Below are 26,482 nucleotides of genomic sequence, written 5' to 3'. Positions count from 1 at the left end.
GGCGTCCGGGGCGAAGGGGGAGCGAGCTCACCCCTTCGGGGCGGGGCCCTCCGCCTGCTCGCGCAGACGCACCTCGAGACCCTTCTCCTCCATCTCCTCGAGCAGCGAGCGCAGCTCGCTGCGCACGAAGTCTCGCGTCGCGGCGTCGCGCAGCGCGATCCGCAGGGCCGCGACCTCGCGGGTGAGGTACTCGGTGTCGGCGAGCGCCCGCTCGGCCTGCACGCGGTCCTGCTCGAGCGCGACGCGGTCGCGGTCGTCCTGCCTGTTCTGCGCGAGGAGGATGAGCGGCGCGGCATAGCTGGCCTGCAGCGAGAGGATGAGCGTGAGCAGCGTGTAGTTGAGCGAGCGCGGGTCGAACTGCGCCGCCTCGGGCACGAAGGTGTTCCACGCGAGCCAGGCGACGACGAAGACCGACATCCACAGCAGGAAGGTCGGGGTGCCCATGAAGCGGGCGAACTTCTCCGAGAGCACGCCGAAGGACTCGGTGCTGAGGTTCGAGGGGCGCCGCAGGGTGCGCCGGCTCAGCTCGCGCGGCTGGTCGACGCGCACGTCGGAGCGGGCGTCGGGACGCCGCTGACGGGGCTTGCCGTCGCGCTCAGCCATCGGTCACCTCGTGCCGCTCGTCGCGCCAGTCCTCGGGGAGGATGTGGTCGAGCACGTCGTCGACGGTGATGACGCCGATGAGACGCTGCTGGTCGTCGACGACGGGCACCGAGATGAGGTTGTACGTCGCGAGGGTGCGCGTCACCTGGCCGAGCGGCGCGTCGGCGCGCAGCGGGTCGACTCCGGTGTCGAGGAAGGACCCGACCGAGGCGTGCGGGGGCTCGCGCAGCAGGCGCTGGATGTGGAGCATGCCGAGGTACTTGCCGGTCGGCGTCTCGTGCGGCGGGCGGCAGACGTAGGCGGTCGCGGCCAGGCCGGCGGCGATCTCCTCGCGGCGCACGACGGCCAGCGCCTCGGCGACGGAGTCGTCGGGGCCGAGGACGACCGGCTCGGTCGTCATGAGACCGCCCGCGGTGTTCTCCTCGTAGGTGAGCAGCCGGCGCAGGGGGGCGGCGTCGTCGGGCCGCATGAGCTGCAGCAGCCCCTCGGCGCGCTCGGGCGCGAGGGCGGAGAGCAGGTCGGCGGCGTCGTCGGGGTCCATCGCCTCGAGGACGTCGGCGGCACGCGACTGCTTGAGGGTGCCGATGATCTCGGACTGCTCCTCCTCGTCGAGCTCCTGGAGCACGTCGGCGAGGCGCTCGTCGTCGAGGGCGGCGACGACCTCGGCGCGCCGCTTCGGGGTGAGGTCGGTGACGACCTCGGCGAGGTCGGCGGGCTTGGAGTCCTCGAACTGCTCGAGGAACTTCGCGGCCGACTGGTCGGCGTCGCTCGTGTGCAGCCCGGTGACGTCCTCGAAGGGGACGGTGAAGGTCTCGCCGCGGCGTCGGGTGAGCAGCCCCCGCGTGCTGCGTCGGCCGGCGCGCACGAAGACGCGGGTGACCATCCAGTCGCGGTTGCTCGCCTGCTCGACGCCGATGTCCTCGACCGTCGCCTCGACCGGGCCGTCGTCGGTGCGCACGCTCACGGTGCGCTCGAGGAGCTCGGCGAGCACGAGGGTCTCGTTGGCGCGCTGCTCGAAGCGGCGCATGTTGACCAGCCCGGTCGTGATGACCTGCCCGCCCTCGACGGAGGTGACCCGGGTCATCGGGACGAAGACGCGGCGGGCACCGGGGACCTCGACGACGAGGCCGATGACGCGCGGGCGGCGACCGGAGCTGAAGGTGACGACGACGTCGCGCACCCGGCCCACCTGGTCGCCGAGCGGGTCGAAGACGTTGAGGCTCGCCAGCCGGGCGACGAAGAAGCGGGACGAGGCACTCACGCCGACCACAGTAGTGGCCGACCCGTCGTGCGGCCGAGCCGCCGTCGAGCCTCAGCGACGACGGGTGCGCCGACCCCCGAGGTGCCAGGGTCGACGGACCTGAGGGGCGGCGGCGCTCGGACGCACGGGGGCCGCGACGAGCTCGGTCGAGGGCGCGGCCGCCGGGGAGTCGAGGGGCTGGCCGAAGGGGGAGAGCAGCCACAGCGTCGCGCCCTCGCGCCAGCGCTCGAGGGTGCCGTCGGAGGCGTTGAGCCGGGCGGCCAGGGCGGTCTCGGCGGCGGGCTGCCAGCGCTCGTCGGCCGGGTCGAGGGCGAGCGCCCGGGCCTGCAGGACGAGCAGGCGGCGGCCGTCCCCCTTCGAGCGCAGGACGAGCTCGACCGGGTCGGGGAGCGCCCCGAGGTCGGGCTCGCCCCCGCCGCTCACGAGCAGGACTGAGCCCTCGGGCAGGTCGGTGCCCGCGCCGACGACGGCGAACCACGTCGCGCGCTCGCGCTCGGGGGTGCGCAGCCACAGCAGGTCCGACTTCGAGAGCGCCTCGCTCGTCACCGCGCTGAGGTTGACCATGGGCCCGATCCTCGCAGGAGGGCGGGTGTCGTGCGTCATAACCGGGCCGGGGCGCACGCTGGTACGTTCGCGACCGACTCGCCCTGCCCCCTTCGGAAAGGACCTGCACCCCGTCATGCGCAGCGCCAAGGACTTCTTCGCCCCGCTCGCCGTCGGGGCGCCCGCCCCGGTCCGCGAGGTCCCCGCCCGACCCAGCCGGATGATCCACTTCTTCGACCCGAGCAACCCGAAGATGGCGGCGAAGGTCCCCGGCATGGTCGGCACCGTCGACGTCCTGCTCGGCAACCTCGAGGACGCGGTCAAGGCGGAGTCGAAAGAGGCCGCCCGCCAGGGCCTGGTCGACATCGCCCGCGCGACCGACCTGGGCGAGCACACCCAGCTGTGGACGCGGATCAACAGCCTCGACAGCCCGTGGGCCCTCGACGACCTCACGACCCTCGTGACGCAGATCGGCGACAAGCTCGACGTCGTCATGGTCCCGAAGGTCCAGGGCGCCGAGGACATCCACTACGTCGACCGCCTGCTCGCCCAGCTCGAGGCCAAGGCCGGTCTGACCCGCCCGATCCTCGTCCACGCGATCCTCGAGACCGCGCGCGGCATGGCCAACGTCGAGGAGATCTGCGGGGCGAGCCCGCGCATGCAGGGCATCAGCCTCGGCCCGGCCGACCTCGCCGCGGACCGGCGGATGAAGACGACGCGCGTCGGCGGCGGCCACCCCGGCTACCTCGTGCGCGAGGACCCCTCTCGCGACCTCGGTGAGGGGGTCGACCCCGTGACCGCGCCGCGCTCGGTCCACCAGCAGGACCTGTGGCACTACACGATCGCGCGGATGGTCGACGCCTGCGCGATGCACGGGATCTTCCCGTACTACGGCCCCTTCGGCGACATCAAGGACGTCGTCGCGTGCGAGGACCAGTTCCGCAACGCCTTCCTCCTCGGCTGCGTCGGCGCGTGGTCGCTGCACCCGGTCCAGGTCGACATCGCCAAGCGCGTCTTCAGCCCCTCCGCCGAGGACGTCGCGCACGCGCGCCGCGTCAAGGAGGCGATGGGCGACGGCACGGGCGCGGTGATGCTCGACGGCAAGATGGAGGACGACGCGAGCCTCAAGCAGTGCCTCGTCATCCTCGAGCTCGCCGACCGCCTCTCCGCCGGCGACCCCGAGCTCGCCGAGCTCTACGCGACGCAGGAGGCCTGAGCGATGAGCGAGCTCGCCTACACCCCCCGCCGCTCGGTGCTCTACATGCCGAGCAGCAACGCCCGGGCCCTCGAGAAGGCCAAGACCCTGCCCGTCGACGCCCTCATCCTCGACCTCGAGGACGCCGTCGCACCGGCCGACAAGCCCGCCGCCCGCGACGCGGCGTGCGCCGCCGTCGCCTCGGGCGAGTACGGCGAGCGCGAGCTGACGATCCGCGTCAACGCGATCGGGACTCAGTGGCACGACGACGACATGGACGCGGTCGCCCAGGCAGGTCCGGCCGGTGTCGTCGTGCCGAAGGTGAGCAGCGCCGACGAGGTCCGCCGGCTCGTCGTCGCCCTCGAGGCCGCCGGGGCGCCGGAGAGCACGCGGCTGTGGGCGATGGTCGAGACGCCGACCGCGGTGCTCGACGTGCGCGAGATCGCCCGTGCCTCGGACCGCCTCGCCGCCCTCGTCATCGGCAGCAACGACCTCGTCAAGGAGCTGCAGGCCGACCACGTGCCGGGCCGTGCCCCGCTGCTCACCGCTCTGTCGTGGTCGCTCCTCGCGGCCCGCGAGGCGGGCGTCGCGATCCTCGACGGCGTGTACAACGACGTGCGCGACGTCGAGGGCTTCCGCGCGGAGTGCGAGCAGGGCCGCGACCTCGGCTTCGACGGCAAGACCCTCATCCACCCCGGCCAGGTCGAGGTGTGCAACGAGGTCTTCGCCCCGTCGGCCGAGGCCGTCGAGGACGCGAAGGGGGTCCTCGCGGCCTGGGAGGAGGGCGCCGGCAGCGGCGTCGTCACCTACGGCGGCAAGATGGTCGAGCAGCTGCACGTCGACGTCGCGCAGCGGGTGCTCGCGACCCACGAGGTGATCTCCGCCCGCGGCTGAGGTCACGGACGCCGCGTCCGTCCCGGCGCGCCTGGGGACGAGTGCTCGCGGGTGTTGACAGGTCGCAGTAGATTGTCAGCGGCTCGAGACAACCGGACGGGCCGGTGCGTCGTCGAAGCAGGGGGGCACCACATCGGGTGCCGGCACCGATCAGTCCAGGGGAGCACGTACACATGTCTCGTTATCAGCCTCGTCACGCCGTCGGCACCACCCGCGTCGACATCGCACCGCTCGAGATCGCACCGCTCGAGGTCGCGCCGGTCGAGACCGCCCGGTCCGACCGCCGCACCGTCCTGCGTCTCGGGGCGGCCACCGTCGCCGTCGGCGCGACCGCGCTCGCCGCGCCCTCGGTGGCCGGTGCCGCCTCGCGCCCGACCCTCAAGCTCGGCTCGCGCGGCTGGCAGGTGAAGTCGCTGCAGACCAAGCTGCGGGCCAACGGCTACTGGTGCAAGGGCGCCAACGGCGTCTACGACAGCAGCACCCAGCAGGCCGTCATGGCGCTGCAGAAGATGCGTGGGCTCTCCCGCGACGGGGTCTGCGGCCCGAACACGTGGAAGGCCGTCGACACGATCTACCGCCCCGTCTCGCGGACGAGGAGCGGCAACATCATGGAGATCAACAAGGGCCGCCAGGTCATCCTCTTCGTGCGCGCCGGCAAGGTGAAGTGGGTCTTCAACACCTCGACCGGCAACGGCGAGCGCTACTGGTCCTCGGCCTCGGGGCGCTACCTCTACGCGACGACCCCGAGCGGGCGCTTCGCCTTCCAGCGGGCCATCGACGGCATGCGTCGTGCGCCCCTGGGCAACCTGTGGCGCCCGCGGTACTTCAACGGCGGCATCGCGATCCACGGCTCGCCCTCGATCCCCGGCTACCCGGCCAGCCACGGCTGCGCCCGCCTGGACAACAAGGCGATCGACTACATCTGGTCGGCGAACCTCGCCCCGATCGGCAGCCGCGTCTGGGTCTACTGACCCCTCTCGTCCGCCACCACGGGCCGCGCACCTCACCGGGTGCGCGGCCCGTGGTCTGCCCGCAGGTCACGAGCAGGTCACGAAGGGCGCTCGAGGGCAACCGTCGTCGGGGTCGCCGCGTCCTAGGGGTGTGGCGGCGCGCAGGGGGCGCCGCCACACCAGCTTCTCGCCCTCGGGCGGTCAGGACAGGTGATGGTGATGGTCGGCAGGGCGAAGGGGGAGCGCCGTCGCGCGACCGGGTCGGCAGCGCTCGTCGCCGGTCTCGTGCTCGGGCTGGGGGCCTGCGCCGGGGGCGGCACGAGCGACGCGGGCGGGCCCGCGAGCCAGACCTCCACCGGCCGGTCGACGACCGCGCCGAGCGCGTCGTCCACCAGCACGTCGACGAGCGACACCTCGTCAAGCAGCACCTCGTCCAGCAGCACGGGCTCCTCGAGCAGCACGCCGTCCAGCAGCCCGTCGTCGAGCACCTCGGCGCCCTCGCCGTCGGCGACGCCGCGGGACACCTCCCTTCGCCCGGGTGACTCCGGACCACGGGTCCGCTCGCTGCAGCGCTCGCTCACACGGCTCGGCTACTGGGGCGGCACGGCCGACGGCACGTACGGCGGTCTCACCGAGCAGGCGGTCCTCGCGCTGCAGAAGCAGGCGGGCCTGGACCGCGACGGCGTCGCCGGGCCGCGCACGCTGCGCGCCGTGGCCGACGGGACCCGGCCGACGGTCGGGGCGGGCGCGCCGGACCGCGTCGAGATCGACCTCGAGCGCCAGCTGCTCTACGTCGTGCGCGACGGCAGCGCGCGCTGGGCGATCAGCACGAGCACCGGCTCGGGCGAGACCTACGAGAGCTCCTACGACGGTCTCGCCGTGGCGGTGACGCCGCCGGGGACCTTCGCGGTCGGGCGGGTCTACGACGGGTCGGAGGTCGCGAAGCTCGGCACGCTCTACCGCCCGCGGTACTTCAACGGCGGCATCGCCGTCCACGGCGCCGCCTCCGTGCCCGGCTGGCCCGCGTCGCACGGGTGCGCGCGGGTGAGCGACCCGGCGATGGACCTCATCTGGTCGCAGGACCTCATGCCCGTGGGCAGCACCGTCGTCGTGCGCTGACGGATCTCACCCGAAGGCTGCCGCGCACACCTCGCCGACGAGCTCCTCGACGTCGACCTCGAGACCGCGGCGCACGAACCACGTGCACATCGTGCGCAGGTCCCGGTCGAGGAAGTCCATGCCGCGCGGGTTGCCGACGACGTCGACGACCTGAGGCCAGTCGATGATGACGAGGTCGCCGTCGCGGACGAGGACGTTGTACGGCGAGAGGTCCCCGTGGGTCCAGCCGAGCTCGACGAGGTCGAGCATGAAGCCCCGCAGCTGCTCGAAGAGGTCGGCGAGCTCGTCGGGGCCGGGGCGCAGCTGGACGAGGCGGGGTGCCACGGCGCCGTCGCTGCCGACGAGCTCCATGAGCATCTCGGTCTCGTCGAGCTGGACGGGGTAGGGGACCGGCAGGCCCTCGGCCCACAGCCGAGAGAGCGTGGCGAACTCCGCCATCGCCCACTGGCCGGCGATCATCTCCTTGCCGAAGGCGGTGCGGCGGGCCATCGCCCGCATCTCGCGGCTCTTGCGCACCCGGCGACCCTCGAGGTAGCCGGAGTCACGGTGGAAGAGGCGGTGGTCGGCGCTGCGGTAGCGCTTGGCCGCCATGAGGCACGCGCGACCGGTGCCGGGCACCCAGCGCCGCACGAGGTGGACGTCGGCCTCCTTGCCGGTCTTGAGCACGCCGAGATCGGCGTCGACGGCGCCGAGGTCGGTGACGACCCACTCGGGCAGCGGACCGGGGCCGTGGCTCGCACGGTCCCACGAGGTCCAGCGCTCGCCCTCGGGCGGGGCGTCGGGCGCCGAGTCGACGGCGAAGGCGCCCGCCGGGGCGAGTCCCTCCCGCGCGGGGAGGTGGAAGGGTTGGTGAGCCATGCCGTCCAGGGAAGCGCTGCACCCCTTCGCCCGGCAACCGAATTACCGGCTGCGGGCGGCCCGCAGCGTGTCCCATCCCACGCCCGGCGGGCCTGTCCCCGCGACGGTGGGCTGAGGCAGGATCGAGGAGTTCTCGCGCGCCCCGGCGCGCCCCCCAGACGCGAAGGCGGCTCATCGATCATGTCCCGACTGCAGACGACCGACGGCCTGAGCGAGGAGCAGCACGACCTGCTGGGTCTGGTGCGTGAGTTCGTCGACGAGCAGATCATCCCGGTGGCCCAGCAGCTGGAGCACGCGGACGAGTACCCGCAGGGGATCGTGGACCAGATGAAGGAGATGGGGATCTTCGGTCTGATGATCCCCGAGGAGTACGGCGGGCTGGGTGAGTCGCTGCTGACGTACGCGCTGTGCGTGGAGGAGATCTCGCGGGGCTGGATGCCGGTGTCGGGGATCATCAACACCCACTTCATCGTGGCGTACATGATCCTCAAGCACGGCACGACCGAGCAGAAGGAGCACTACCTGCCGAAGATGGCCACCGGGGAGATCCGGGGGGCCTTCTCGATGAGCGAGCCGGGGCTGGGCTCGGACGTGGCGGGGATCAAGACCAAGGCCGTGCGGGACGGAGAGTCCGACGACTGGACGATCACGGGTCAGAAGATGTGGCTGACCAACGGCGGCAGCGCCAACCTCGTCGCGGTGCTCGTCAAGACCGACCTGGGCGCGGACAGCGCGCACAAGAACATGACGACCTTCCTCGTCGACAAGACCGAGGGCTTCGGCGAGACGGCTCAGGGCGTGACGGTGCCGGGCAAGATCGAGAAGATGGGCTACAAGGGCGTCGACACCACCGAGCTCGTCCTCGACGGCCACCGCACGAGCACCGCGCAGATCCTCGGCGGGGAGCCCGGTCGGGGCTTCTACCAGATGATGGACGGGGTCGAGGTGGGCCGGGTCAACGTCGCGGCCCGGGCGTGCGGGCTGGCGATGCGGGCCTTCGAGCTGGGGGTGGCGTACGCGCAGCAGCGCGAGACCTTCGGCAAGAAGATCGTCGACCATCAGGCGATCCTCTTCCGCATCGCCGACATGGCCGCCAAGGTCGAGGCCGCCCACCAGCTCATGGTCAAGGCGGCGCGGCTGAAGGACAAGGGCGAGCGCAACGACCTCGAGGCGGGGATCGCAAAGTACATGGCCGCGGAGTACTGCGCCGACGTCGTGGGCCAGTCCTTCCGCATCCACGGCGGGTACGGCTACTCCAAGGAGTACGAGATCGAGCGCCTGTACCGCGAGGCCCCGATGCTCCTCATCGGCGAGGGCACCGCCGAGATCCAGAAGATGATCATCGGCCGCTCGATCCTCAAGGACTACCCCGCGAAGGGGTGAGCGGGGGGTCTACCCTCCTGCCAGCCGGGTCGCTCGGCCCGCCCCTCGAGAGGACACCCATGAAGCGCTCCACCTTCGTCGCCGCCGCCGGTGCGGTGACCCTGCTCGCCGCCTCGCCGGCCGCCGCGATCAACACCTACAACGCCCAGCCCGCGCCGGAGCGCACCGAGGTCGGCGCCTACCTCGCGCTGTGGGACACGACCGGTGACGGCGTGCCCGACCGCTTCGACTGGCGGTGCAGCGGGACGATGGTCGACGACGACACCTTCCTCACGGCGGCGCACTGCACCGACGGCTCCCCGGCGGGCACCCGGACCTTCGTCTCGCTCGAGGAGGACGTGCAGAGCCTGCTCGACGAGCACGCCGACCTCTCGCCGAGCGCGCAGGCCGATCTCTTCCTCGCCAACGGCTGGGTCGTCGAGGGCGACCCGCACCAGGACGCGCGCTACCCCGGCCCGGCGAGCGACACCGCCGACATCGCCGTCGTCGACTTCGCCGGGCGCGACGTCACCCCGGCGGACGTCTGGGACTTCACCCCGGCGACGCTCCCGACCGCGGGTCAGCTCGACCGGGTCGGCGGGACGACGCTGGCGCGCGCGCCGTGGACGGTCGTCGGCTACGGCACCGCCGAGGCGCAGAACGGCCCCGGCGGTCACACGCACCCCGGTGGCGGCGTGCGGCTCAAGGCGAGCGAGGGCTTCAACGCCCTGACGAAGAGCTGGGTGCGCCTGTCGATCAACGAGTCGAAGGGGTACGGCGGTGCCTGCTACGGCGACAGCGGCGGCCCGAACTTCGTCACCGTCGACGGGCGGCAGGTCCTCGCCGGGACGACGATCACCGGTGACGTGCCGTGCAAGGCGACGAACGTCGTCTACCGCCTCGACACCGCGCCCGCCCGGGTCTTCCTCGCCCCCTTCGTCACCCTGCGCTGACCCCGGCGACGGGCCGTGCCCCGGTCGGGTGACCGGGGCGCGGCCCTCACAGCCCTCGTCCAGCGGACGGTGAGACAATCGCGCCATGAGCCAGACCCCGCTGACCGCGGCCCGTCAGCAGATCCTGCACCTGGAGTTCCCCCAGTCGCTCGGCACGTACGACGCGTACCCCGAGGCGCAGCAGGCGGTCGACTTCCTCGCCGACCGTGAGTTCCCCGTGCAGGACGTCATGATCGTCGGGACCGACCTCAAGCAGATCGAGCGCGTCACCGGACGCCTCACGACCGGGCGCGTGCTGCTCGGCGGGGCGCTCTCGGGCGTGTGGATCGGTGTCTTCGTCGGCCTCGTCTTCGCGGTCTTCGAGGGCGGCGAGCAGTTCCTCGTGCGGATGCTCTCGACGATGATCATCGGTGCCTTCTTCGGGCTCGTGTGGGGCTGGCTGGGCTACAAGGCGACCGGCGGGCAGCGCGACTTCACCTCGGTGAGCCAGGTCGTCGCGACCCGGTACGAGGTCCTCGTCGAGCACCGGCACGTGCAGCAGGCGCGCGAGCTGCTCGCCGAGCACGACCCGATGCGGGCCGCCGTCGAGAAGGCCCGCATCATGCGCGAGGAGGCCGACCGCGCCGCGGCGGCCCGCGCGGCGCGCGAGACGCGCGACCACCCGCGCGCCTGACGCACCCGGGGGAACCAGACGCGCGCCGACGGCGTCGAAGGGGGACCACCCCCGCCGTCAGGAGCCGTCATGGCATCTCCTCGTCCGACCATCGCCCTCGTCGTGGGCGGCCTGCTCGCCGCCGGTCTCGCCGGGACGACCGCCGCGGCGGCCCGCGCCGGTGACGGCGCGCCCGTGGCGACACCCCCGCCGCCCGCTCTGCTGAGCTGCCCCGCCCGTTACGACGGGACCGAGGACCGCCCTGTCGTCCCGACGTACGACGCGCCGGACGGCTTCGACCCGGGTGATGCCCTCGCACCGGCGCAGACCCCGACCCGGGCCCTGGTGTGCCGCTACGACGCCGGGCACAGCTCTGCCCCAGCGGCACCACCGCGACCGCTCACGGAGCAGGTCGTGCTCACCGAGGGCCTGGAGCAGATGGCCGCAGATCTGACCGGTGCGCCACGGGCCCAGCAGATCGACGCGTGCACCTTGATGGACGGCCCCAACACCCGCCAGCTCCTGGGGCTCGGGTACCCGACCGGCACGGTGTGGGTGTCGGCGACCGACGAGGTCAACGCGTGCGTCCTCAGCTCGAACGGCGACTTCAGCGCCGGTGGCGGCGTCGGCCAGCAGGTCGCCAAGGCCGTCGCCGACGGCGGCTGGGTCGTGCCGACGCAGGGCGAGCGGCCGGTGTGCGGTGGGTCGCAACCGGTCGGGCGGGCCGGGGTGGAGCGAGAGCTCGTGCCGGGGGAGCCGGAGGTGATGTGGGTCTGCCGGGTCGACTCCGACGTACCGGGCCCGAGCAGCGGGACCTTCGCGGTCCTGCGGGCCGACCGCCCACGCCTGCTCGCGGCGCTCAGGGCGCTGCACACCCGTGCGGCGTCGGGCGACCTGCTGTGCGTCGACGACACCGCCGACCGCTGGCAGGTCGAGGCGCGCTACGAGCGGGGAGCCCCGGTCGTCCTCGACGTCACGACCGGCGCGTGCGGCCCCGGCGGGGTCGTGAGCAACGGCGCGCTCGAGGCCGACGTCTCGGACGAGGTCGTCGCCCTGCTGCGCCGGACGACCACCCAGCCCTGACCCCCCTTCGCCCAGCCCTGACCCCCCTTCGCTGAGGTATGGCAATCCGTCGTCAGAGCGAGCCTCCGGCGACCGATCTCCATACCTCGGCGAAGGGGGAGGGGGCGGGTCAGCGGGTGAGGGCGGGGGCTGGGGCGTCCGAGCGGATCTGCGCGAGGAGGGTCTCGTGGGCGGTGGTGTCGCCGGTGAGCTCGGGGTGCAGCGAGATCGCGAGCACCGCGCCGCAGCGCACGCCGACGACGCGGTCGACGCCGTCGACAGCCATCGTCGAGACGACCTCGACACCCGGACCGACGTCGAGCACCTCGGGGGCGCGGATCGCGGCGGCCCGGATGCGGTCGGGGCCGCCCGGCACCCGCCAGCTCGCCCACGTCTCGACGGAGTCGACCTGGCGCCCGAAGGCGTTGCGGCGCACGGTGACGTCGAGGACGCCGAGGCTGCGCTGGCCGGGGGCGGGGTTCTCGACCCTCGCGGCGAGCAGGACGAGCCCGGCGCACGTGCCGAGGGTGGGCAGCCCGTGGCCGACCGCCTCGACCAGCGGCTCGCGCAGGCCCGCGACGTCGACGAGACGGTCGAGCACCGAGGACTCTCCGCCGGGGATCACGAGGGCGTCGAGCCCGACGACGTGCGCGGGGGAGCGGACCGGGACCGGCGTCGCGCCGAGACCGGCCAGCATCCGCTCGTGCTCGGCGACCCCGCCCTGCAGGGCGAGGACGCCGACCCGGGCCGCGCTCACCAGCCGCGGTCGGCGAGGCGGTGCGGCGCCGGGATGTCGGCGACGCTGATGCCGACCATCGCCTCGCCGAGCCCGCGCGACGCGGCCGTGATCGCCTCGACGTCGTCGTAGAAGGTCGTCGCGCGCACGATCGCCTCGGCGCGGGCGGCCGGGTTGCCCGAGAGGAAGATCCCGCTGCCGACGAAGACGCCCTCGGCGCCCATCTGGCGCAGCATCGCCGCGTCGGCCGGCGTCGCGACGCCGCCGGCGGTGAACATCACGACGGGCAGCCGGCCGGTGCGGGCCACCTCGGTGACGAGCTGGATCGGCGCGGCGAGCTCCTTGGCCCGGGTGTAGAGCTCCTCGGGGGCGCTCGCATGGAGCGCCTGCAGCTGGGCGATCTCGGAGCGGATCGTGCGGATGTGCCGCACGGCCTCGGAGACGTCGCCGGTGCCGGCCTCCCCCTTCGAGCGGATCATCGCGGCGCCCTCGGCGATGCGACGCAGCGCCTCGCCGAGATTCGTCGCGCCGCAGACGAAGGGGACCTCGAAGGCGTGCTTGTCGATGTGGTGCGTGTAGTCGGCCGGGGAGAGGACCTCGGACTCGTCGACGTAGTCGACCCCGAGGTGCTGCAGGACCTGCGCCTCGACGCTGTGACCGATCCGGGCCTTGGCCATGACGGGGATCGAGACCGAGTCGACGATCTCGGAGATGAGGTCGGGGTCGGACATGCGCGCGACGCCGCCCTGCGCGCGGATGTCGGCGGGGACGCGCTCGAGGGCCATGACGGCCACGGCACCGGCGTCCTCGGCGATACGGGCCTGCTCGGCGGTGACGACGTCCATGATGACGCCGCCCTTGAGCATCTCGGCCAGACCGCGCTTGACGAGGTCGGTGCCGGCGCGGGGCCCGTCGGCGCTCGGGGTGGTCGGGTCGGTCGGACGAAGGGGGGTCTGCGTGCTCATGCCGACAGCGTGCGTCGCGAAGTGGTCCAGCGAGAAGATCCAGAACGACGGATCTGAGATAGACCACTTCGAGTAGCGTGGGCGGGGTGAGGCATCCCCACGACGTCGACCTGCCGCTCGTCGTCGACCGCGGTGCCGGCACCTCGCTCGTCGTCCAGATCGCCGACGGGGTCCGACGCGCCATCGAGTCGGGTGCGCTGCGCGGCGGGGACGTGCTGCCCTCGACCCGCACGCTCGCCGAGCGGGTCGGGGTCTCGCGGGGCACGGTCGTCGCCGCCTTCGACCAGCTGCACGGCGAGGGCTGGCTCGTCGCGGACCAGGGAGCGACCCGGGTCGACCCCGGGCTCGCCGACCACCCGGTGCCCGGTCGGGCGACCCGGCCGACCCCGACCACCTCGCCCGGGTCGGGGCATCGGGCGGCCGCACCCGTCGCGGACCTGCGGCCGGGGCAGCCGGACGTCAGCGGCATCGTCGACCCGACGTGGCGGGCGGCCTGGCGCGAGGCCGCCGCCGGGGCGGGCGCCCAGCACCCGCCGCAGGGCTCGCCCGCGCTGCGCGCCGCGCTCGCGGAGCACGTCCGAGTCGCCCGGGGGACGGCAGTCGACCCCGATGCGGTCGTCGTCACCGCCGGGGTCCGGGAGGGCCTGCAGCTCGTCCTCACGACCCTCTCCCGGCGGGCGGGACGCCCCCTTCGCGTCGTCGTCGAGGACCCCGGGTACCCGGCGCTGCGTCGGGTCGTCGCCGCCCTCGGGCACGAGGTCCGACCGGTGCCCGTCGACGGCGACGGGCTGTCCGTCGAGCTGCTCGACCACGAGCCGGCGGCCGACGTCGTCCTCGTGACACCCGGCCACCAGTACCCCCTCGGCGGCGCGATGCCCGTCGCCCGCCGGCTCGCGCTCGTGGGCTGGGCGCGGGCGCACGGGGCCGTCGTCGTCGAGGACGACTACGACGGCGAGCTGCGCTTCACGGGCGAACCCGTGCCGGCGCTGGCCGCTCTCGACCGGCGAGGGGGCGAGGACGACGGCGTGGTCGTCACCCTCGGGTCGTTCGCGAAGGTCCTCGCCCCCGGCATCGGGATCGGTCACGCCCTCGTGCCCGACGGGCTGCGCCCGGACGTCCTCGCGCTGCGCGGCGACCTCGGCTCGCCGGTGCCCGCCACGGTCCAGGACGCGCTCGCTCAGTACCTCGACGCCGGGGCCCTGCGGCGGCGCACCGGGAGGATGCGGCGCCGCTACCGGGCGCGACGCGATCTCGCCGTCGCTGCCCTGTCGGACCTGCCCGAGGCGCGGCTGCGTCCTATGGACGGCGGTCTGCACGGGGTCGTCGAGCTGCTCGGCGCCGACGCCGAGCGCGAGCACGCCGTCGTCGACGCCGCGGCCCGGGCCGGGGTGCTCGTCGCCGGCATGGGTGACTACTGGGCGGACCCGGGAGGTCTTGTCGTCAGCGCCGACCTGCCCCGGCACGGGCTCGTCATCGGGCTCGGCTCCCCCCATCTGGAGCGCGGGCTGCGCCGGCTGCGCCCGCTGCTCGCCGGTGCCGGGTCATCCGCCCGATAGCGGCTCGCTGGACGAGCGGGATCCCTACGCTGGCGGCATGAGCGAGCTGCAGCCCCTGGACGAGGACGGGATCGAGACGGTCCTGTGCGTCGTCGCCCACCCCGACGACATCGAGTACGGCACGAGCGCCGCGGTCGCCCGCTGGACCGACGACGGCAAGGACGTCTCGTACTACCTGCTCACCCGCGGCGAGGCGGGGATCGAGGGCATGGACCCGGTCGACGCGGCTCCGGCGCGCGCCGACGAGGAGCGTGCGAGCGCCGCGGTCGTCGGCGTCGACCGGGTCGAGTTCGCCGATCTCGCCGACGGCACGATCGAGTACGGGATCCCCCTTCGCCGGCTCGTCGCCGAGCAGATCCGTCGGACCCGGCCCGATCTCGTCGTCAGCCTCAACCGGTACGAGGTCTTCGGCCCCGGTCAGCTCAACCAGGCCGACCACCGCGCCGTGGGCCAGGCCGTCATCGACGCCTGCGCCGACGCGGGCAACAGGTGGATCCACCCCGAGCTGGCCGCCGACGGTCTCGAGCCCTGGCACGTGCGGATGATCGCCTTCGCCGCCTCGCCCGAGGCGACGCACTACGTCGACGTCACCGGGTACGCGGAGCGGGCCGTCGAGTCGCTCGAGGAGCACCGGCTCTACAACGCGGCGCTGCCGGAGAGCTTCCCCAGCCCGCGCGAGATCGTCGAGGGCTCGCTCGGCGGGGGAGCGGAGCGTCTCGGCGACCCGGTCATCACGCACGCGCTGCTGCTCGAGGTCTTCACCCGCTAGCCGATCGGCTCGCCGGCCAGCGCCCGCGCGTCGAGACGCTCGACCTCGCTGGCCTCCCACACCTCGTGGGCGGCGTGCAGGGCCAGCGCGATGATCGCGCAGCCGAGGACGAGGTCCGGCACGCCGGAGCCCGTCGCGACGGTGAGCGCTGCCATCGCGATGATCGCGAGGTTGACGAGGACGTCGTTGCGCGCGGACAGGAAAGCCGCCCGGCTCAGCGAGCCCCCGTGGCTGCGCCACGAGAGCAGGAGCCACGCGGACACCCCGTTGACGACCACGGCGCCGAGCGAGGCGAGGACGACCGGGCCCGCGTCCGGCGCGACGGGGTCGCCGACGCGCTGCACGGCCTGCCACCCCGCGACCAGCGCGGGGACGAGGATGACCGCCGCCATCGCCTTGCCCGCTGCCGCTCGGCGGGCCAGCGGCCAGCCCAGCGCCAGCGCGACGAGCAGGTTGATCGACGCGTCCTCGAGGAAGTCGACGCTGTCGGCGAGCAGCGCCACCGACCCCGCCGCAAGGGCGACCGCGGCCTCGACGACGAAGTACGCGAGGTTGAGCCCGGCGACGACGAGGACGACCCGGCGCAGCCGGGCCCTGTCGGCCGTGCCGGTCAGCGCCCCTGCACCTCGGCGATCCACGCCTCGACCTCCGCGGAGGTGTGCGGCCACTCGCCGGTGAGGTTGCGCGAGCCGTCCTGGGTGACGACGACGTCGTCCTCGATGCGCACCCCGATGCCGCGGAAGCGCTCCGGGACGAGGAGGTCGTCGGCCTTGAAGTACAGGCCGGGCTCGACGGTGAGGACCATGCCGGGAGCGAGCTCGGCGTCCATGTACTCGGCGCGGGTGGCGAGCGCGCAGTCGTGGACGTCGAGACCGAGGTGGTGGCTCGTGCCGTGCACCATCCAGCGGCGGTGGTACTGGCCGTGCTCGGTGTCGAGGGTGTCCTCGACGGAGACGCCCTCGGGGAGCAGGCCCCAGCCGTGGAGGCGCTCGGCGATGACCCGGATGGCGGCGGCGTGGACGTCGGAGAACTTCGCGCCCGGGCGGATCGCGTCGATGCCGGCCTGCTGCGCGTCGCACACGGCGTCGTAGACCTCGCGCTGCGCGTCGGTGAAGGTGCCGTTGATCGGCAGGGTGCGGGTGACGTCGGCGGTGAAGAGGCTGTCGACCTCGACCCCGGCGTCGAGCAGGAGCAGCTCGTCGGGGGCGATGTCGCCGGTGTTCTTGATCCAGTGCAGGGTGTTGGCGTGGTCGCCGGCGGCGCAGATCGAGTCGTAGCCGACGCCGTTGCCCTGGTGGCGGGCGTGGAGGCCGAAGACGCCCTCGACCCAGCGCTCGCCGCGGCCGCGCTCGGCGACGGTCGGCAGCTCGGCGATGACGGCGTCGAAGCCGACGCGGGTCGCGTCGACGGCGTCCTGCATCTGGCCGAGCTCCCAGTCGTCCTTGACCATGCGCATCGTCGAGACGCGGTGGGCGAGCTCGTCGTCGGCGGCGGTGAGGGCCTCGGGCTGCGCGCCGTTCTGGGTGCGCAGCTCGTCGACGCGCGCGGTGAGGCTGGCCTCGGCGTCGCGCACGACACGCACGGTGACGGCGCCCGCGTCCTTGCCGACCGCGTCGGCGAAGCCGTCGACGTGCGCACCGGTGAGGCCCAGCTCGGCCTCGACGTCCTCGATGCTCGGCCGGGCACCGACCCAGAACTCGCCGTAGCGCGAGTCGCCGAAGAACTCCTCGGTGTCGCGGCCGGCCAGCGGACGGAAGTACAGGACGGCCTCGTGCCCGCCCTGCTCCGTCGGCTCCATGACGAGCACCGCGTCGGGCTCGCGGTCCGCACCGAGACCGGTGAGGTAGGCGAAGGCGGTGTGCGGGCGGAAGACGTAGTCGCTGTCGTTGGAGCGGACCTTCAGACCACCGGCGGGGATGACGAGGCGGTCGCCGGGGAAGGCGGCCGACAGCTCGTCGCGGCGCACGGCGGCGCGGCGGGCCGCCTCGGTCAGCTCTGGCAGCTGCGTCGAGCGCGGGGCCCAGCCCTGCGCGACGAAGGTGCGGAACTCATCGGTGGTCGGGCGGGCGCGGTTCTCGGGCTTGGTCTGCTCTTCGCTCACCGGCCCATCGTGGCACGACCCGCCGTCAGGGCACCCGGCGACGGCGAAGGGGGACCCGACTGCATGCGGCCGGGTCCCCCTTCGCCTCGTGTCACTGGTACATGTCGACGACGGCGACGCTGCTCACGGTGCCGCCACCGAGGACCGTCGTGTTGCGGCCGGTCGACAGGTCGTGGCGGGCGAGGCGGACGGTGCCGGGGCCGCCACAGCTGGCCCCGCTGGCGAGGTGGTACAGGCCGTCGCCGACGACCGTCTGGACCTCGGTGTGGTCGCTCGGGACGCCGAGCGCGATCTCCGGCTCGCCCGCGGTGAGGCGGTGGGCGGTGGCGGGGCCGCAGCCGTTGATGCTCAGCGCGACCGTCCCCTTCGGGTGGGCCCAGGCGTCCATCCATCCGATGCCCATGCCGCCCGCCGTCGTCGTGACCCGCGAGGAGGTGCCGACGAAGGGGACGCGCAGCACCTGCTCGGTGCCCCGGAGCGACCCGCTCGTCACCGAGCACGTCGCGACGAGCCCGCTCGTGCCCCACCAGCGGGTCGGGGCGCACGCCGAGTAGCCCGTGCGGCCGGAGAGCGTGCTGATGGTGGCGCCGGTCCTCGCGTCGACGCTGCGCTGACGGCCGGAGCGGTTGAGCACGACCTTCGAGCCGTCGGGGGTGCTGATGATGCTCGGCGCGTCCAGGGTGCCGCGGCGGGGGGTGTGCAGCGTGCGCACGAGGGTGCCCCCGGGGCTGCGGACCTCGACGACGCGGTCGGTCTCCTCCCAGCCGCGGACGACGACGACCTTCGACCCGGCGGCGTCGAGGTACCGGACCTGCTCCAGCTTCGAGACGGCGAAGGTGGAGCGCGTCCCCGCCGCCGTGTCGTGGGCGACGACCCGGGGGTCGCCGCCGCGACGGTCCACGGTGAGCACGCGGCGCCCGTCGGCGGAGACGTCGACGACGCGCTCGCCCCGACCGACCCGGCCGAGGACGGTCTTCGAGGTGCCGCCCGGGCTCGACAGGACGAGGTCCTGGCCGCGCCACGACGGTGACCCGGTCGGCAGGTGGGCGCTGACGCTCCAGCCGGGCGAGGCGGTGGGCGCCGCGCCGACGGCGGCCTGGGCCGAGGTGGCGACGGGTGCGACGAGGGCGGCGGTGGCGACGACGAGCGCGGCGCGGCGGGCGGTGGTGCGGGTCATGGTGAGTCCTCCCCTGAGGTGAGCCAGCCCCTGCGGTGGCTCTGCCTCTCTGACTCCGGTGACGACGAGTCGGTTGTCGGGCGTGATGTCACGTCAAGGTCTCGTGTCGCAGACCGGGTCACCCGTCGCAGACCGGGTCACCCGTCGCGGACCGGGATGCCCGCCCCGGACCGGGACATGTCCCGGGGCGTGCCCGACGTCCCGGTCCGCGCAGGGTTGCCCGGCGCGGGCCTGTGGATGACGCCGCGGTCGTCGTCGCGTCCCTCGCCACGACGGCGGGATGAACACACGGCTCCAGGCGCTGATGATCGGGCAGGCGGGGGTGTGCACCTCCGGGCAGGCGCGCCGGTGCGAGACGAGCGAGGCCGATCTCGCCGGGCTGGTGCGACGGGGGGAGCTGGTCCGCGTGCGGCGCGACGCCTACGTCGCCGGCGAGATCTGGTCGGCAGCGACCCCCGAGGTGCGTCTGGCGCTGCGGGCTCGAGCCGTGATGCTCGGTCGACCGAGGTCGAGCGCCTCGCACCAGGCCGCCCTGGCGCTGCACGGTCTGCCCCTCTGGGGGGTCGACCTGAGCAGGGTCGACCTCGTCGTGGAGGTCGACCGCCTCCGTCACCGCGACGGGGTGCGGCTCCACCCGTCGCGGACCGGTGAGAACCCGGTCCGGGCTGGCGGCGTGCGGTGCGTGCCGGTCGCCGTAGCGGTCGCGCAGGTAGGCCTCGAGGCCGGGCTGGCCGCGGCGCTCGTGCCGCTGGACCACGCCCTGCGCACGTCCGTGTGCGCGAGGGAAGAGGTCGCCGAGGCGTTCGACCGGCGGGCCTCGGGCCCCCTTCGCCGTGAGAGGGCGAGCTCGGTGCTGGCCCTGGCCGACCCCGCCAGCGAGTCACCCGGCGAGACGCGGACCCGTCTCCTGCTCACCGACATGGGGGTGCCCTTCGAGAGCCAGGTCGACGTGCGCGGTCCCGACGGCCGGCTCGTGGGTCGGGTCGACTTCCTCGTGTCGGGCAAGGTCGTCGTCGAGTTCGACGGCCTGGTGAAGTACGAGGGCGCCCAGGGGCGAGAGGCCCTCGTCCTTGAGAAGCGGCGCGAGGACTCCCTTCGCTCGCTCGGTCTCGAGGTCGTCCGCCTCGTCTGGTCGGACCTGGACCACCCGTTGCGGGTCGCCCAGCTCATCTCCGCCGCGCTCGTCCGCTCCGACTGACCGGGCACACCGCCCCGGACCGGGGAACCCGGAGCCGACCGAGACGCGTCCCGGCCCGTCGCAGGTCTCCCGGTGCGCGGCGGCCGAGCCGGTCTCGTGGGCTCTGGGTGGTCTCGAGGCTCGCTGGCGCTCGCACCTCGACCAGCGAGGCGGTCCGGTCAGCGGCGGGGGACGAGGACGGTGTAGTCGAGGTCGAGGACGACCTGAGGGAGGTAGCGGCCGTCCTCGCCGCGGTAGGGGAAGTCGGCGCACGGGAGGTCCTTCGTCGCGACCGTGCGCAGCCGCAGGGCGCCGACGTCGGTGCGCCCGGGTAGCTCGAGGACGTCGAGCACCTCCGACCAGGCGTAGATCGTGTCTCCCGCGAAGGTCGGGTTCGCGTGCGTCCCCGCGTTGATCGCCGCGACCATCTGCGCGTTGGCGAGCCCGTTGAAGCTCAGCGCCCGCGCGTGGCTGATGACGTGCCCGCCGTAGACGAGCCGGCGCCCGATCGTCGTCGCCGCCTGCGCGTGCTGGTTGAAGTGGACCTTCGCGGTGTTCTGGTAGAGCCGGGTGGCGAGCATGTGCTCGCTCTCCTCGACGGTCATCGCGTCGACGTGGTCGATGCGCTCGCCGACCTCGTAGTCGTCCCACAGGTGGGGCGACCCGGCGAGGACGGTGTCGTAGGCCCCCGTCGCGATCTCGAAGGGGACGTGCAGGTCCTCCGGTCCGACCGCACCCGGCAGCTCCGGCACGACCGTCTCCGGCGCCGGGGCGTCGACGTCGCGCTTGTGCACCATCACCCAGCGCACGTAGTCGAGGACGGTCTCGCCGTGCTGGTTCGTGCCCACCGAGCGCACGTGGACGACACCGGTGCGGCCGTTGCTGTTCTGCTTGAGGCCGATGACCGTGCTGAGGGTGCTCACCGTGTCACCCGGGTAGAGCGGCACCCCGAAGCGCCCCCCGGCGTAGCCGAGGTTGGCGACGGCGTTGAGCGAGATGTCGGGCACGGTCTTGCCGAAGACGAGGTGGAAGGCGAGCAGGCTGTCGACCGGCATCCGCTCCAGACCCATCGAGGCGGCGACGGTCGACGCGCACGTCGCGGCGAAGCGCGACCCGTACAGCGCCGTGTACATCGCGATGTCGCCCTCGGTCACCGTGCGCGGCGTCGCGTGGACGATCTCCTGCCCGACCGCGAAGTCCTCGAAGTAGTTGCCGGCGACCGTCTTGGTGGACATGCATGACCTCTCGGGCGGGGGTGGGTGCGGCGGTCATCCTCGCACCGGGTCGGTGGGCGGCTGACCCCTTCGTGAGCCGTCTTACAGCGCGAAGGGGGACCCGCCCGCCCCGCCGGGCGGTCGGCCCGGACCTGCTAGAAGTGCCCTATGACGAGTGCGACGACGCCCCTCATCCGACTCGAGCGCCACGCCGACGGCGTGGTCGAGGTGGTCCTGGACCGGCCGGAGGCGATGAACGCCGTCTCGACGGCGATGGCCACCGCGCTGCGCGGGGCCGGGGAGGAGCTGCGCGACGACACCTCGGTGCGCGCGGTGGTCCTGTCCTCGAGCCACCCGAAGGCCTTCTGCGTCGGTGCGGACCTCAAGGAGCGCAACAGCCTGAGCGACGACGAGCTGCGGGCCCAGCGGCCCGGCAACCGGGTGGCCTACCGGGCACTGCTCGACCTGCCCGTGCCCACGGTCGCGGCCGTCGGCGGCTTCGCGATGGGCGGGGGCTGCGAGCTGGCGCTCACCTGCGACCTCATCGTCGCGGGGGAGGGGGCGGTCTTCGCGCTGCCGGAGGTCTCCGTGGGGGTCATCCCCGGTGCCGGGGGCACCCAGCTGCTCGCCCGCCGGGTGGGCCGGTCGCGGGCCGCCGACGCCGTCTTCACCGCCCGCCGGCTCGACGCCCAGGAGGCCTACCGGATCGGTCTCGCCGACCGGGTCGTGCAGGACGCGCGCGACGGGGCCCTCGAGCTCGCCGCGGGCATCGCCCGGCACTCGCCGATCGGGGTCCGCAACGCCAAGGCCGCGATGCGCGTCGGGCTCGACCTGCCTCTCGACGAGGGCCTCGACGTCGAGGACGCGCGCTGGCACGACACCGCCTTCAGCGCCGACCGGGCCGAAGGGGTGCGCGCCTTCGCCGAGAAGCGCGCGCCCCGGTGGCCCGGCCTGGGGTGAGGGTCAGCGACGCTGGTCACCGCCGCCTCCGTGGATGACGCCGTCGGCGTCGGTCCACCTGAGGGAGGCGGTGGCGCGTCGGTCGAGGTCGGGCGACGGGAGCTCGGCGAACCATGCCCGGCGGCCGCCCGACAGGGTGACGATGACGGCGTCCGCCTCGCCGCCCGACCCGCCGGGCGCGCTCCACCGTGCCGTCGCCGACACCGCGTCGGCGCCCTCGGGGAAGACGCCGGCGGCGCGCATCGCCGTGCCGTCGCCCCAGGACAGCGCGACGAGGTCGTCGGTCCCTGTCAGAGGCGCGCTGACGCCCCCGACGCCTCCCTCGGCCCCGATCACCCCAAGGGCCTCGTCGACGTAGAGCACGGCGTCGTGACCGGGCACCGGTGCCGACTGCGCCGGACCGGGCCGACCGTCGGGGAGTGCCGAGAGCACCCGGTGGGCCGACCCGTCATAGGTCAGGGTGCCGACGACGTCGGCGGCCCGGACCGTGCGGTCGAAGCGGACGGCGAAGACGCGCAGGCCGCTGTGGCCCAGCTCGGCCCAGCCGGTCGTCGAGCCGCCCTCGAGGTCGTCGTCGGCTCGTCGCTGGATGGTCACGCCGTCCACCGAGGTGCTTGCGACGACGACGTAGTCCCGTGGGCCCAGGCGCCGCGTCACACCGGCGGTGCCGACGACCTCGTCGGCCCGCAGGTCGACCTGCGTGCGGTGGCCTCCGCCGGCCACCGACACCCGGTCCGAGCCGTCGGCTCCCGCACCGGGGTCGAGCCGGAGGTCGTAGGTGACGCCGGGGACCCGGGACCCCTCGAGATACATGTCTGCCCCCTCCAGCGTCGTGCGGACGGGTGCCGTCGACGCGCTCGTCGACGTCGGGGCGGCGGGGTCGGTGCTCGCGCGGTCGCGACTCCCGGGCAGCCCGAGCCAGGCCCCGCCCACGACGAGCGCGAGGGCGGTGACGCCGGAGACGGCGGCCACGCGGCGCCGGGTGCGGGTGCGACGGGCGCCGCCGATGACGGCCGCGGTGTCGATCCTCATGTCGGGCACGGGTGCCGCGTGGAAGAGCGCCTCGAGGTCGCCCTCCCCGAAGTCGCCCCCACCGGGTCCTCGGGTGTGGGTGTCACTGCGCACGGCTGGTCCCCTCCTCCTGCGTCATCTGCTCGCGCAACCGGGCCAGGCCTCGCGAGCAGCTGCTCTTCACGGTGCCCACCGAGCAGCCGAGCGTCTGCGCCGTCTCGGCCTCGCTGAGACCGACGTAGTGACGTAGGACGACCGCCTGGCGCTCGCGCGGTGCAAGCGTCGCGAGCATGCGGTGCAGGGCCCGGGTGTCCTCGGGCTCCGCGTCGGTGACCGGCTGCTCCGCCGGCACCTCGGTGAGCGACTCGCGGCGGCGGCGCCGCCACGTGTCGGTGTGCTCGTTGACCAGGCAGCGCCGGGCGTAGGCGACGGGGTCGCCGCCCCGCAGCCGCGACCAGCGCAGGTAGACCTTCTCCAGCGCCGACTGCACGAGGTCCTGCGCCTGGTGGGCGTCGCCGCACACCCAGTACGCGGTGCGCAGCAACCGGGGCGACGCCTCGCGGACGAAGTCCGCGAACTCCGCCTCCACGGCGCCTGCGGCTCGGATGCCCATGCGCTCACCCCTTCGTCCTCGGCCCGGTCGGGCCTGCTCACCTCTACGACGTGGCGACCGGCCAGAAGGTTGAGATGCCGTGGCATCCTGCCGTGTCGGCCCGCAGAATGGCCCGACCACCCGCCCGAGGAGACCCATCCGTGACCGCACCGGCCACCCCTTCGCCCGCCCCGACGACCGATGTCGTCCTCGCCCTGGCCTGCGCCGACCGGCCCGGTCTCGTCGCCGCCGTCTCCGGGTTCGTCTTCGAGCGTGGTGGCAACATCACCGAGAGCCAGCAGTACGGCGACACCCTCACCGGTGACTTCTTCATGCGCGTCGACTTCGCGGACGAAGGGGGAGTGGGCCTGGAGCAGCTGCGCGAGGACTTCGCGCAGGTCGCCGAGCGCCACGCGATGACGTGGCAGATGCACGACGCCCGTCGGCCGCTGCGCACCCTCGTCATGGTGAGCCGCTTCGGCCACTGCCTCAACGACCTGCTCTTCCGCCAGAGCACCGGGTCGCTGCAGGTCGAGATCCCCGCCATCGTCTCCAACCACCGCGACCTCGAGGGGCTGGCCGCGAGCTACGGCATCCCCTTCCACCACGTGCCGGTGACCGCGCAGACCAAGCCCGAGGCCGAGGCGCGGCTGCTCGAGATCGTCGACGAGCACGACGTCGAGCTCGTCGTCCTCGCCCGCTACATGCAGGTGCTCTCGGACGGGCTGGCGCGGCGGATGGCCGGACAGGTCATCAACATCCACCACTCCTTCCTGCCGTCCTTCAAGGGCGCCAAGCCCTACCACCAGGCGCACCGGCGCGGGGTCAAGCTCATCGGCGCGACGGCGCACTACGTCACCCCCGAGCTCGACGAGGGGCCGATCATCGAGCAGGACGTCGCACGGGTCGACCACCGCCTCGCGCCGGACGCGCTCGTCACCGCCGGGCGCGACGTCGAGGCGCGGGTCCTCGCCCGTGCCGTCGGCTGGCACGCCGAGTCGCGGGTCCTGCTCCACGGCGAGCGGACGGTCGTCTTCAGCTGACCGCGCTGTCGGGGCCAGCCCGTAGGCTGGCGCCGTGATCGACCTGCACACCCACAGCCTGGTCAGCGACGGCACGGACTCCCCGACGTCGCTCGTCGCCCAGGCCGCCGAGGGCGGGCTCGACGTCATCGCCCTCACCGACCACGACACGACGGCCGGGTGGGACGAGGCGGCCGACGCGGCCGCGCAGCACGGCGTGGGACTCGTCCGCGGCGCCGAGCTGTCGACGAAGCACGGCGGTCGCAGCGTGCACCTGCTCGCCTACCTCTTCGACCGCGACCACCCCGAGCTGCGGGCCGCGATGGAGCGGGTCGTGGACGACCGGCTGCCACGGCTGCGCGAGATGGTCGAGCTCATGGCCGCCGACGGCATCGACATCAGCTGGCCCGAGGTCGACGCCCTCCTCGTGCCGGGCACGACGCCCGGCCGCCCGCACATCGCCGACGTCCTCGTGGCGAAGGGGGTCGTGCCCGACCGCAGCGCGGCCTTCGGGCGCTGGCTCTACAACGGCAGCCCGTACTACGTGCGCCACTTCTCCCTCGAGACCGCCGACGCGGTGCGGCTCGTGCGCGAGGCGGGCGGGGTGCCGGTGCTCGCCCACCCCTTCTCGATCACCCGGGGCAGCGTCATCGGGGCCGACGACGTCCGCGAGCTCGCCGCCGGCGGGCTGAGCGGCATCGAGGTCATGCACCGCGACCACGACGACGCCGGGCGGGCCCTGGCCGCCGACCTCGCCGCCGAGCTCGACCTCGTCCCGACGGGCAGCAGCGACTTCCACGGCGACGGCAAGCCCAACCGGCTCGCCGAGCACACGACCTCCGCCGAGTCGCTCGCACGTGTCGAGGCTCTCGCCAGCAGCCCCGTCGCGGTCCTGCGGGCCTGACCCCGATCGGCACCCCGGCCTGAGACGATGGCCGCGGTCCCCCGACCGAGCCCGCACCCGGAGGAAGCCCGTGCCACGCAAGAAGAAGGCCGCGATCATCGCTGTCGCCAACCAGAAGGGCGGCGTCGCGAAGACCACCACCGTCGCCTCCCTCGCCGCAGCCTTCGCCGAGCACGGCAAGCGGGTGCTGCTGATCGACCTCGACCCCCAGGCGAGCCTGACCTTCAGCCTCGGCATCGACCCCGACGTCGTCGAGCTCTCGACCCACGAGGTCGTCCTCGGCCAGGCCGAGATCGGTGACGCGCTCGTCGAGGCCGGCGAGGGCATCGACCTGCTGCCCGCCTCGATCGACCTCGCCGGGGCCGAGGCGCAGCTGCTCACCAAGCCCGGCCGTGAGTTCGTCCTCTCCTCCGTCATCGACGAGGTGCGCGCCGACTACGACGTCGTCCTGCTCGACTGCAGCCCGAGCCTGGGCGTGCTCACTCTCGCCGCGCTCACCGCGAGCACCGGGCTCATCATCCCGATGCAGGCCGAGATGCTCAGCCACCGCGGGGTGGGCCAGCTGCTCGACACCGTGCGCGACGTGCGCCGCCTGCTCAACAAGAAGCTCGAGGTCATCGGCATCCTGCCGACGATGTACGACGGCCGGTCCAACCACGCCCGCGAGGTGCTCGCCGACCTCGGGGAGCGCTACGGCCTGCCCGTGCTCAGCCCGCCGATCCCGCGCACCGTGCGCTTCGCCGAGGCCCCCGCGATCGGTCGCTCGGTCCTCGACACGGCCCGCACGAGCAAGGGCGCCCAGGCCTACCGCGACGTCGCCGCGTCGCTCCTGCCCCGCCTCTAGGG

General features: G+C 73.7%; 27 protein-coding genes. 15 read left to right on the top strand and 12 right to left on the bottom strand.

All coding sequences use genetic code 11. The annotated features are described in order from the left end of the window. Nucleotides 1-27: 27 nt before the first annotated feature. From LIV55_RS05000 to LIV55_RS04990, 3 genes are read right to left on the bottom strand one after another with little or no spacing between them, the layout of a single operon-like run. Nucleotides 28-603, bottom strand: a complete 576-nt coding sequence (locus LIV55_RS05000) for a DUF1003 domain-containing protein (RefSeq protein ID WP_123092161.1) — start codon at nucleotides 601-603, stop codon at nucleotides 28-30. Then, nucleotides 596-1,864 carry a magnesium transporter MgtE N-terminal domain-containing protein gene (locus LIV55_RS04995; RefSeq protein WP_123092367.1) on the bottom strand — a complete coding sequence of 423 codons (1,269 nt, stop codon included), beginning with the start codon at nucleotides 1,862-1,864 and terminating at the stop codon, nucleotides 596-598. The genes LIV55_RS05000 and LIV55_RS04995 overlap by 8 nt, the downstream gene beginning before the upstream one ends. A gap of 51 nt (nucleotides 1,865-1,915) precedes the next feature. After that, entirely contained in the window at nucleotides 1,916-2,428 is a 513-nt protein-coding gene (locus LIV55_RS04990) for a hypothetical protein (RefSeq protein ID WP_123092160.1), read from the bottom strand. Nucleotides 2,429-2,543: 115 nt separating this feature from the next. Here LIV55_RS04990 and LIV55_RS04985 point away from each other — a divergent pair, with 115 nt between their 5' ends. The 4 genes from LIV55_RS04985 (at nucleotide 2,544) to LIV55_RS04970 (ending at nucleotide 6,565) form a co-directional block, all read left to right on the top strand. Then, nucleotides 2,544-3,623, top strand: coding sequence for an HpcH/HpaI aldolase/citrate lyase family protein (locus LIV55_RS04985; protein WP_123092159.1), 1,080 nt, complete (start codon nucleotides 2,544-2,546; stop codon nucleotides 3,621-3,623). A 3-nt stretch (nucleotides 3,624-3,626) separates the two neighbouring features. Next, the gene (locus tag LIV55_RS04980) at nucleotides 3,627-4,496 is read left to right on the top strand and encodes an HpcH/HpaI aldolase/citrate lyase family protein (RefSeq protein WP_229299370.1); all 870 of its coding nucleotides are present in this window, start codon (nucleotides 3,627-3,629) and stop codon (nucleotides 4,494-4,496) included. Nucleotides 4,497-4,669: 173 nt separating this feature from the next. Continuing rightward, complete coding sequence (locus LIV55_RS04975; protein WP_229299369.1) at nucleotides 4,670-5,467, top strand: L,D-transpeptidase family protein; 798 nt, start codon at nucleotides 4,670-4,672, stop codon at nucleotides 5,465-5,467. 198 nt (nucleotides 5,468-5,665) lie between these two features. Next, entirely contained in the window at nucleotides 5,666-6,565 is a 900-nt protein-coding gene (locus tag LIV55_RS04970) for a L,D-transpeptidase family protein (protein WP_229299368.1), read from the top strand. A gap of 6 nt (nucleotides 6,566-6,571) precedes the next feature. Here the strand turns inward: LIV55_RS04970 and LIV55_RS04965 are convergent, their stop codons facing one another. Next, nucleotides 6,572-7,423, bottom strand: a complete 852-nt coding sequence (locus LIV55_RS04965) for a serine protein kinase RIO (protein WP_229299367.1) — start codon at nucleotides 7,421-7,423, stop codon at nucleotides 6,572-6,574. Between the two features lie 180 nt (nucleotides 7,424-7,603). Between LIV55_RS04965 and LIV55_RS04960 the strand changes: the two genes are divergently transcribed. From LIV55_RS04960 to LIV55_RS04945, 4 genes are all read left to right on the top strand, one after another. Beyond that, nucleotides 7,604-8,806 (top strand): acyl-CoA dehydrogenase family protein, encoded by a 1,203-nt coding sequence (locus LIV55_RS04960; protein WP_068277408.1) that lies wholly within the window; start codon nucleotides 7,604-7,606, stop codon nucleotides 8,804-8,806. A gap of 59 nt (nucleotides 8,807-8,865) precedes the next feature. Next, complete coding sequence (locus LIV55_RS04955) at nucleotides 8,866-9,738, top strand: trypsin-like serine protease (RefSeq protein WP_229299366.1); 873 nt, start codon at nucleotides 8,866-8,868, stop codon at nucleotides 9,736-9,738. An 85-nt stretch (nucleotides 9,739-9,823) separates the two neighbouring features. After that, nucleotides 9,824-10,411, top strand: coding sequence for a general stress protein (locus LIV55_RS04950; protein WP_068277412.1), 588 nt, complete (start codon nucleotides 9,824-9,826; stop codon nucleotides 10,409-10,411). 69 nt (nucleotides 10,412-10,480) lie between these two features. Next, entirely contained in the window at nucleotides 10,481-11,473 is a 993-nt protein-coding gene (locus LIV55_RS04945; RefSeq protein WP_229299365.1) for a hypothetical protein, read from the top strand. A 109-nt stretch (nucleotides 11,474-11,582) separates the two neighbouring features. Here the strand turns inward: LIV55_RS04945 and pdxT are convergent, their stop codons facing one another. Together pdxT and pdxS are read right to left on the bottom strand one after the other, a co-directional pair. Further along, nucleotides 11,583-12,209 (bottom strand): pyridoxal 5'-phosphate synthase glutaminase subunit PdxT, encoded by a 627-nt coding sequence (gene pdxT / locus LIV55_RS04940; protein ID WP_229299364.1) that lies wholly within the window; start codon nucleotides 12,207-12,209, stop codon nucleotides 11,583-11,585. After that, complete coding sequence (gene pdxS / locus LIV55_RS04935) at nucleotides 12,206-13,153, bottom strand: pyridoxal 5'-phosphate synthase lyase subunit PdxS (protein WP_267492350.1); 948 nt, start codon at nucleotides 13,151-13,153, stop codon at nucleotides 12,206-12,208. Before pdxS ends, pdxT begins: the two co-directional genes overlap by 4 nt. Nucleotides 13,154-13,239: 86 nt before the next feature. Between pdxS and pdxR the strand changes: the two genes are divergently transcribed. Beyond that, entirely contained in the window at nucleotides 13,240-14,709 is a 1,470-nt protein-coding gene (gene pdxR, locus LIV55_RS04930) for a MocR-like pyridoxine biosynthesis transcription factor PdxR (RefSeq protein ID WP_229299363.1), read from the top strand. A 37-nt stretch (nucleotides 14,710-14,746) separates the two neighbouring features. After that, complete coding sequence (locus LIV55_RS04925) at nucleotides 14,747-15,478, top strand: PIG-L deacetylase family protein (RefSeq protein ID WP_229299362.1); 732 nt, start codon at nucleotides 14,747-14,749, stop codon at nucleotides 15,476-15,478. Here the strand turns inward: LIV55_RS04925 and LIV55_RS04920 are convergent. The 3 genes from LIV55_RS04920 to LIV55_RS04910 all read right to left on the bottom strand — a co-directional run bounded on the left by LIV55_RS04920 (nucleotide 15,475) and on the right by LIV55_RS04910 (nucleotide 18,756). Beyond that, nucleotides 15,475-16,116 carry a cation diffusion facilitator family transporter gene (locus LIV55_RS04920; RefSeq protein WP_229299361.1) on the bottom strand — a complete coding sequence of 214 codons (642 nt, stop codon included), beginning with the start codon at nucleotides 16,114-16,116 and terminating at the stop codon, nucleotides 15,475-15,477. The genes LIV55_RS04925 and LIV55_RS04920 overlap by 4 nt on opposite strands. Next, nucleotides 16,089-17,579: an aminopeptidase P family protein gene (locus tag LIV55_RS04915; RefSeq protein WP_229299360.1), complete on the bottom strand. Its 1,491-nt coding sequence runs from the start codon at nucleotides 17,577-17,579 to the stop codon at nucleotides 16,089-16,091. Before LIV55_RS04915 ends, LIV55_RS04920 begins: the two co-directional genes overlap by 28 nt. Nucleotides 17,580-17,670: 91 nt before the next feature. After that, nucleotides 17,671-18,756, bottom strand: coding sequence for a hypothetical protein (locus LIV55_RS04910; RefSeq protein WP_229299359.1), 1,086 nt, complete (start codon nucleotides 18,754-18,756; stop codon nucleotides 17,671-17,673). A gap of 280 nt (nucleotides 18,757-19,036) precedes the next feature. On the opposite strand from LIV55_RS04910, the gene LIV55_RS04905 reads away from it, so the two are divergent. Continuing rightward, the gene (locus tag LIV55_RS04905) at nucleotides 19,037-19,954 is read left to right on the top strand and encodes a GxxExxY protein (protein ID WP_191563703.1); all 918 of its coding nucleotides are present in this window, start codon (nucleotides 19,037-19,039) and stop codon (nucleotides 19,952-19,954) included. 158 nt (nucleotides 19,955-20,112) lie between these two features. Here the strand turns inward: LIV55_RS04905 and LIV55_RS04900 are convergent, their stop codons facing one another. After that, nucleotides 20,113-21,168 carry a MaoC family dehydratase gene (locus LIV55_RS04900; RefSeq protein WP_229299358.1) on the bottom strand — a complete coding sequence of 352 codons (1,056 nt, stop codon included), beginning with the start codon at nucleotides 21,166-21,168 and terminating at the stop codon, nucleotides 20,113-20,115. Between the two features lie 147 nt (nucleotides 21,169-21,315). On the opposite strand from LIV55_RS04900, the gene LIV55_RS04895 reads away from it, so the two are divergent. Continuing rightward, nucleotides 21,316-22,107: an enoyl-CoA hydratase/isomerase family protein gene (locus tag LIV55_RS04895; RefSeq protein WP_229299357.1), complete on the top strand. Its 792-nt coding sequence runs from the start codon at nucleotides 21,316-21,318 to the stop codon at nucleotides 22,105-22,107. Nucleotides 22,108-22,110: 3 nt separating this feature from the next. Here the strand turns inward: LIV55_RS04895 and LIV55_RS04890 are convergent, their stop codons facing one another. After that, nucleotides 22,111-23,232 carry a hypothetical protein gene (locus LIV55_RS04890; protein ID WP_229299356.1) on the bottom strand — a complete coding sequence of 374 codons (1,122 nt, stop codon included), beginning with the start codon at nucleotides 23,230-23,232 and terminating at the stop codon, nucleotides 22,111-22,113. Next, complete coding sequence (locus LIV55_RS04885; protein WP_123092146.1) at nucleotides 23,222-23,731, bottom strand: SigE family RNA polymerase sigma factor; 510 nt, start codon at nucleotides 23,729-23,731, stop codon at nucleotides 23,222-23,224. Before LIV55_RS04885 ends, LIV55_RS04890 begins: the two co-directional genes overlap by 11 nt. Nucleotides 23,732-23,871: 140 nt before the next feature. Between LIV55_RS04885 and purU the strand changes: the two genes are divergently transcribed. From purU to LIV55_RS04870, 3 genes are all read left to right on the top strand, one after another. Next, on the top strand, nucleotides 23,872-24,753 hold the full coding sequence (gene purU, locus LIV55_RS04880; protein WP_224766846.1) for a formyltetrahydrofolate deformylase: 882 nt from the start codon (nucleotides 23,872-23,874) through the stop codon (nucleotides 24,751-24,753). A 34-nt stretch (nucleotides 24,754-24,787) separates the two neighbouring features. Further along, nucleotides 24,788-25,636, top strand: a complete 849-nt coding sequence (locus LIV55_RS04875) for a PHP domain-containing protein (RefSeq protein ID WP_068277442.1) — start codon at nucleotides 24,788-24,790, stop codon at nucleotides 25,634-25,636. Nucleotides 25,637-25,706: 70 nt separating this feature from the next. Continuing rightward, nucleotides 25,707-26,480 (top strand): ParA family protein, encoded by a 774-nt coding sequence (locus LIV55_RS04870; RefSeq protein WP_068277444.1) that lies wholly within the window; start codon nucleotides 25,707-25,709, stop codon nucleotides 26,478-26,480. Nucleotides 26,481-26,482 lie beyond the last annotated feature (2 nt).

Origin of the sequence: Janibacter melonis (assembly GCF_020567375.1) — a bacterium.
GTDB lineage: Bacteria > Actinomycetota > Actinomycetes > Actinomycetales > Dermatophilaceae > Marihabitans > Marihabitans melonis.
Note: the sequence above shows the minus strand (reverse complement) of the source record. Positions and strands in the feature narration are given on the sequence as shown.

Bases quoted from the DNA above. Each gene is read 5' to 3' on its own strand.
- LIV55_RS04900 (WP_229299358.1), bottom strand. From the start codon at position 21,168: ATGTCCACCAAGACGGTCGCCGGCAACTACTTCGAGGACTTCGCGGTC.
- LIV55_RS04945 (WP_229299365.1), top strand. From the start codon at position 10,481: ATGGCATCTCCTCGTCCGACCATCGCCCTCGTCGTGGGCGGCCTGCTC.
- LIV55_RS04960 (WP_068277408.1), top strand. From the start codon at position 7,604: ATGTCCCGACTGCAGACGACCGACGGCCTGAGCGAGGAGCAGCACGAC.
- LIV55_RS04990 (WP_123092160.1), bottom strand. From the start codon at position 2,428: ATGGTCAACCTCAGCGCGGTGACGAGCGAGGCGCTCTCGAAGTCGGAC.
- LIV55_RS04965 (WP_229299367.1), bottom strand. From the start codon at position 7,423: ATGGCTCACCAACCCTTCCACCTCCCCGCGCGGGAGGGACTCGCCCCG.
- LIV55_RS04895 (WP_229299357.1), top strand. From the start codon at position 21,316: ATGACGAGTGCGACGACGCCCCTCATCCGACTCGAGCGCCACGCCGAC.
- LIV55_RS05000 (WP_123092161.1), bottom strand. From the start codon at position 603: ATGGCTGAGCGCGACGGCAAGCCCCGTCAGCGGCGTCCCGACGCCCGC.
- LIV55_RS04950 (WP_068277412.1), top strand. From the start codon at position 9,824: ATGAGCCAGACCCCGCTGACCGCGGCCCGTCAGCAGATCCTGCACCTG.
- LIV55_RS04910 (WP_229299359.1), bottom strand. From the start codon at position 18,756: ATGACCCGCACCACCGCCCGCCGCGCCGCGCTCGTCGTCGCCACCGCC.
- LIV55_RS04985 (WP_123092159.1), top strand. From the start codon at position 2,544: ATGCGCAGCGCCAAGGACTTCTTCGCCCCGCTCGCCGTCGGGGCGCCC.
- LIV55_RS04955 (WP_229299366.1), top strand. From the start codon at position 8,866: ATGAAGCGCTCCACCTTCGTCGCCGCCGCCGGTGCGGTGACCCTGCTC.
- LIV55_RS04925 (WP_229299362.1), top strand. From the start codon at position 14,747: ATGAGCGAGCTGCAGCCCCTGGACGAGGACGGGATCGAGACGGTCCTG.
- pdxS (WP_267492350.1), bottom strand. From the start codon at position 13,153: ATGAGCACGCAGACCCCCCTTCGTCCGACCGACCCGACCACCCCGAGC.
- LIV55_RS04905 (WP_191563703.1), top strand. From the start codon at position 19,037: ATGAACACACGGCTCCAGGCGCTGATGATCGGGCAGGCGGGGGTGTGC.
- LIV55_RS04980 (WP_229299370.1), top strand. From the start codon at position 3,627: ATGAGCGAGCTCGCCTACACCCCCCGCCGCTCGGTGCTCTACATGCCG.
- LIV55_RS04970 (WP_229299368.1), top strand. From the start codon at position 5,666: ATGGTCGGCAGGGCGAAGGGGGAGCGCCGTCGCGCGACCGGGTCGGCA.
- LIV55_RS04975 (WP_229299369.1), top strand. From the start codon at position 4,670: ATGTCTCGTTATCAGCCTCGTCACGCCGTCGGCACCACCCGCGTCGAC.
- LIV55_RS04885 (WP_123092146.1), bottom strand. From the start codon at position 23,731: ATGGGCATCCGAGCCGCAGGCGCCGTGGAGGCGGAGTTCGCGGACTTC.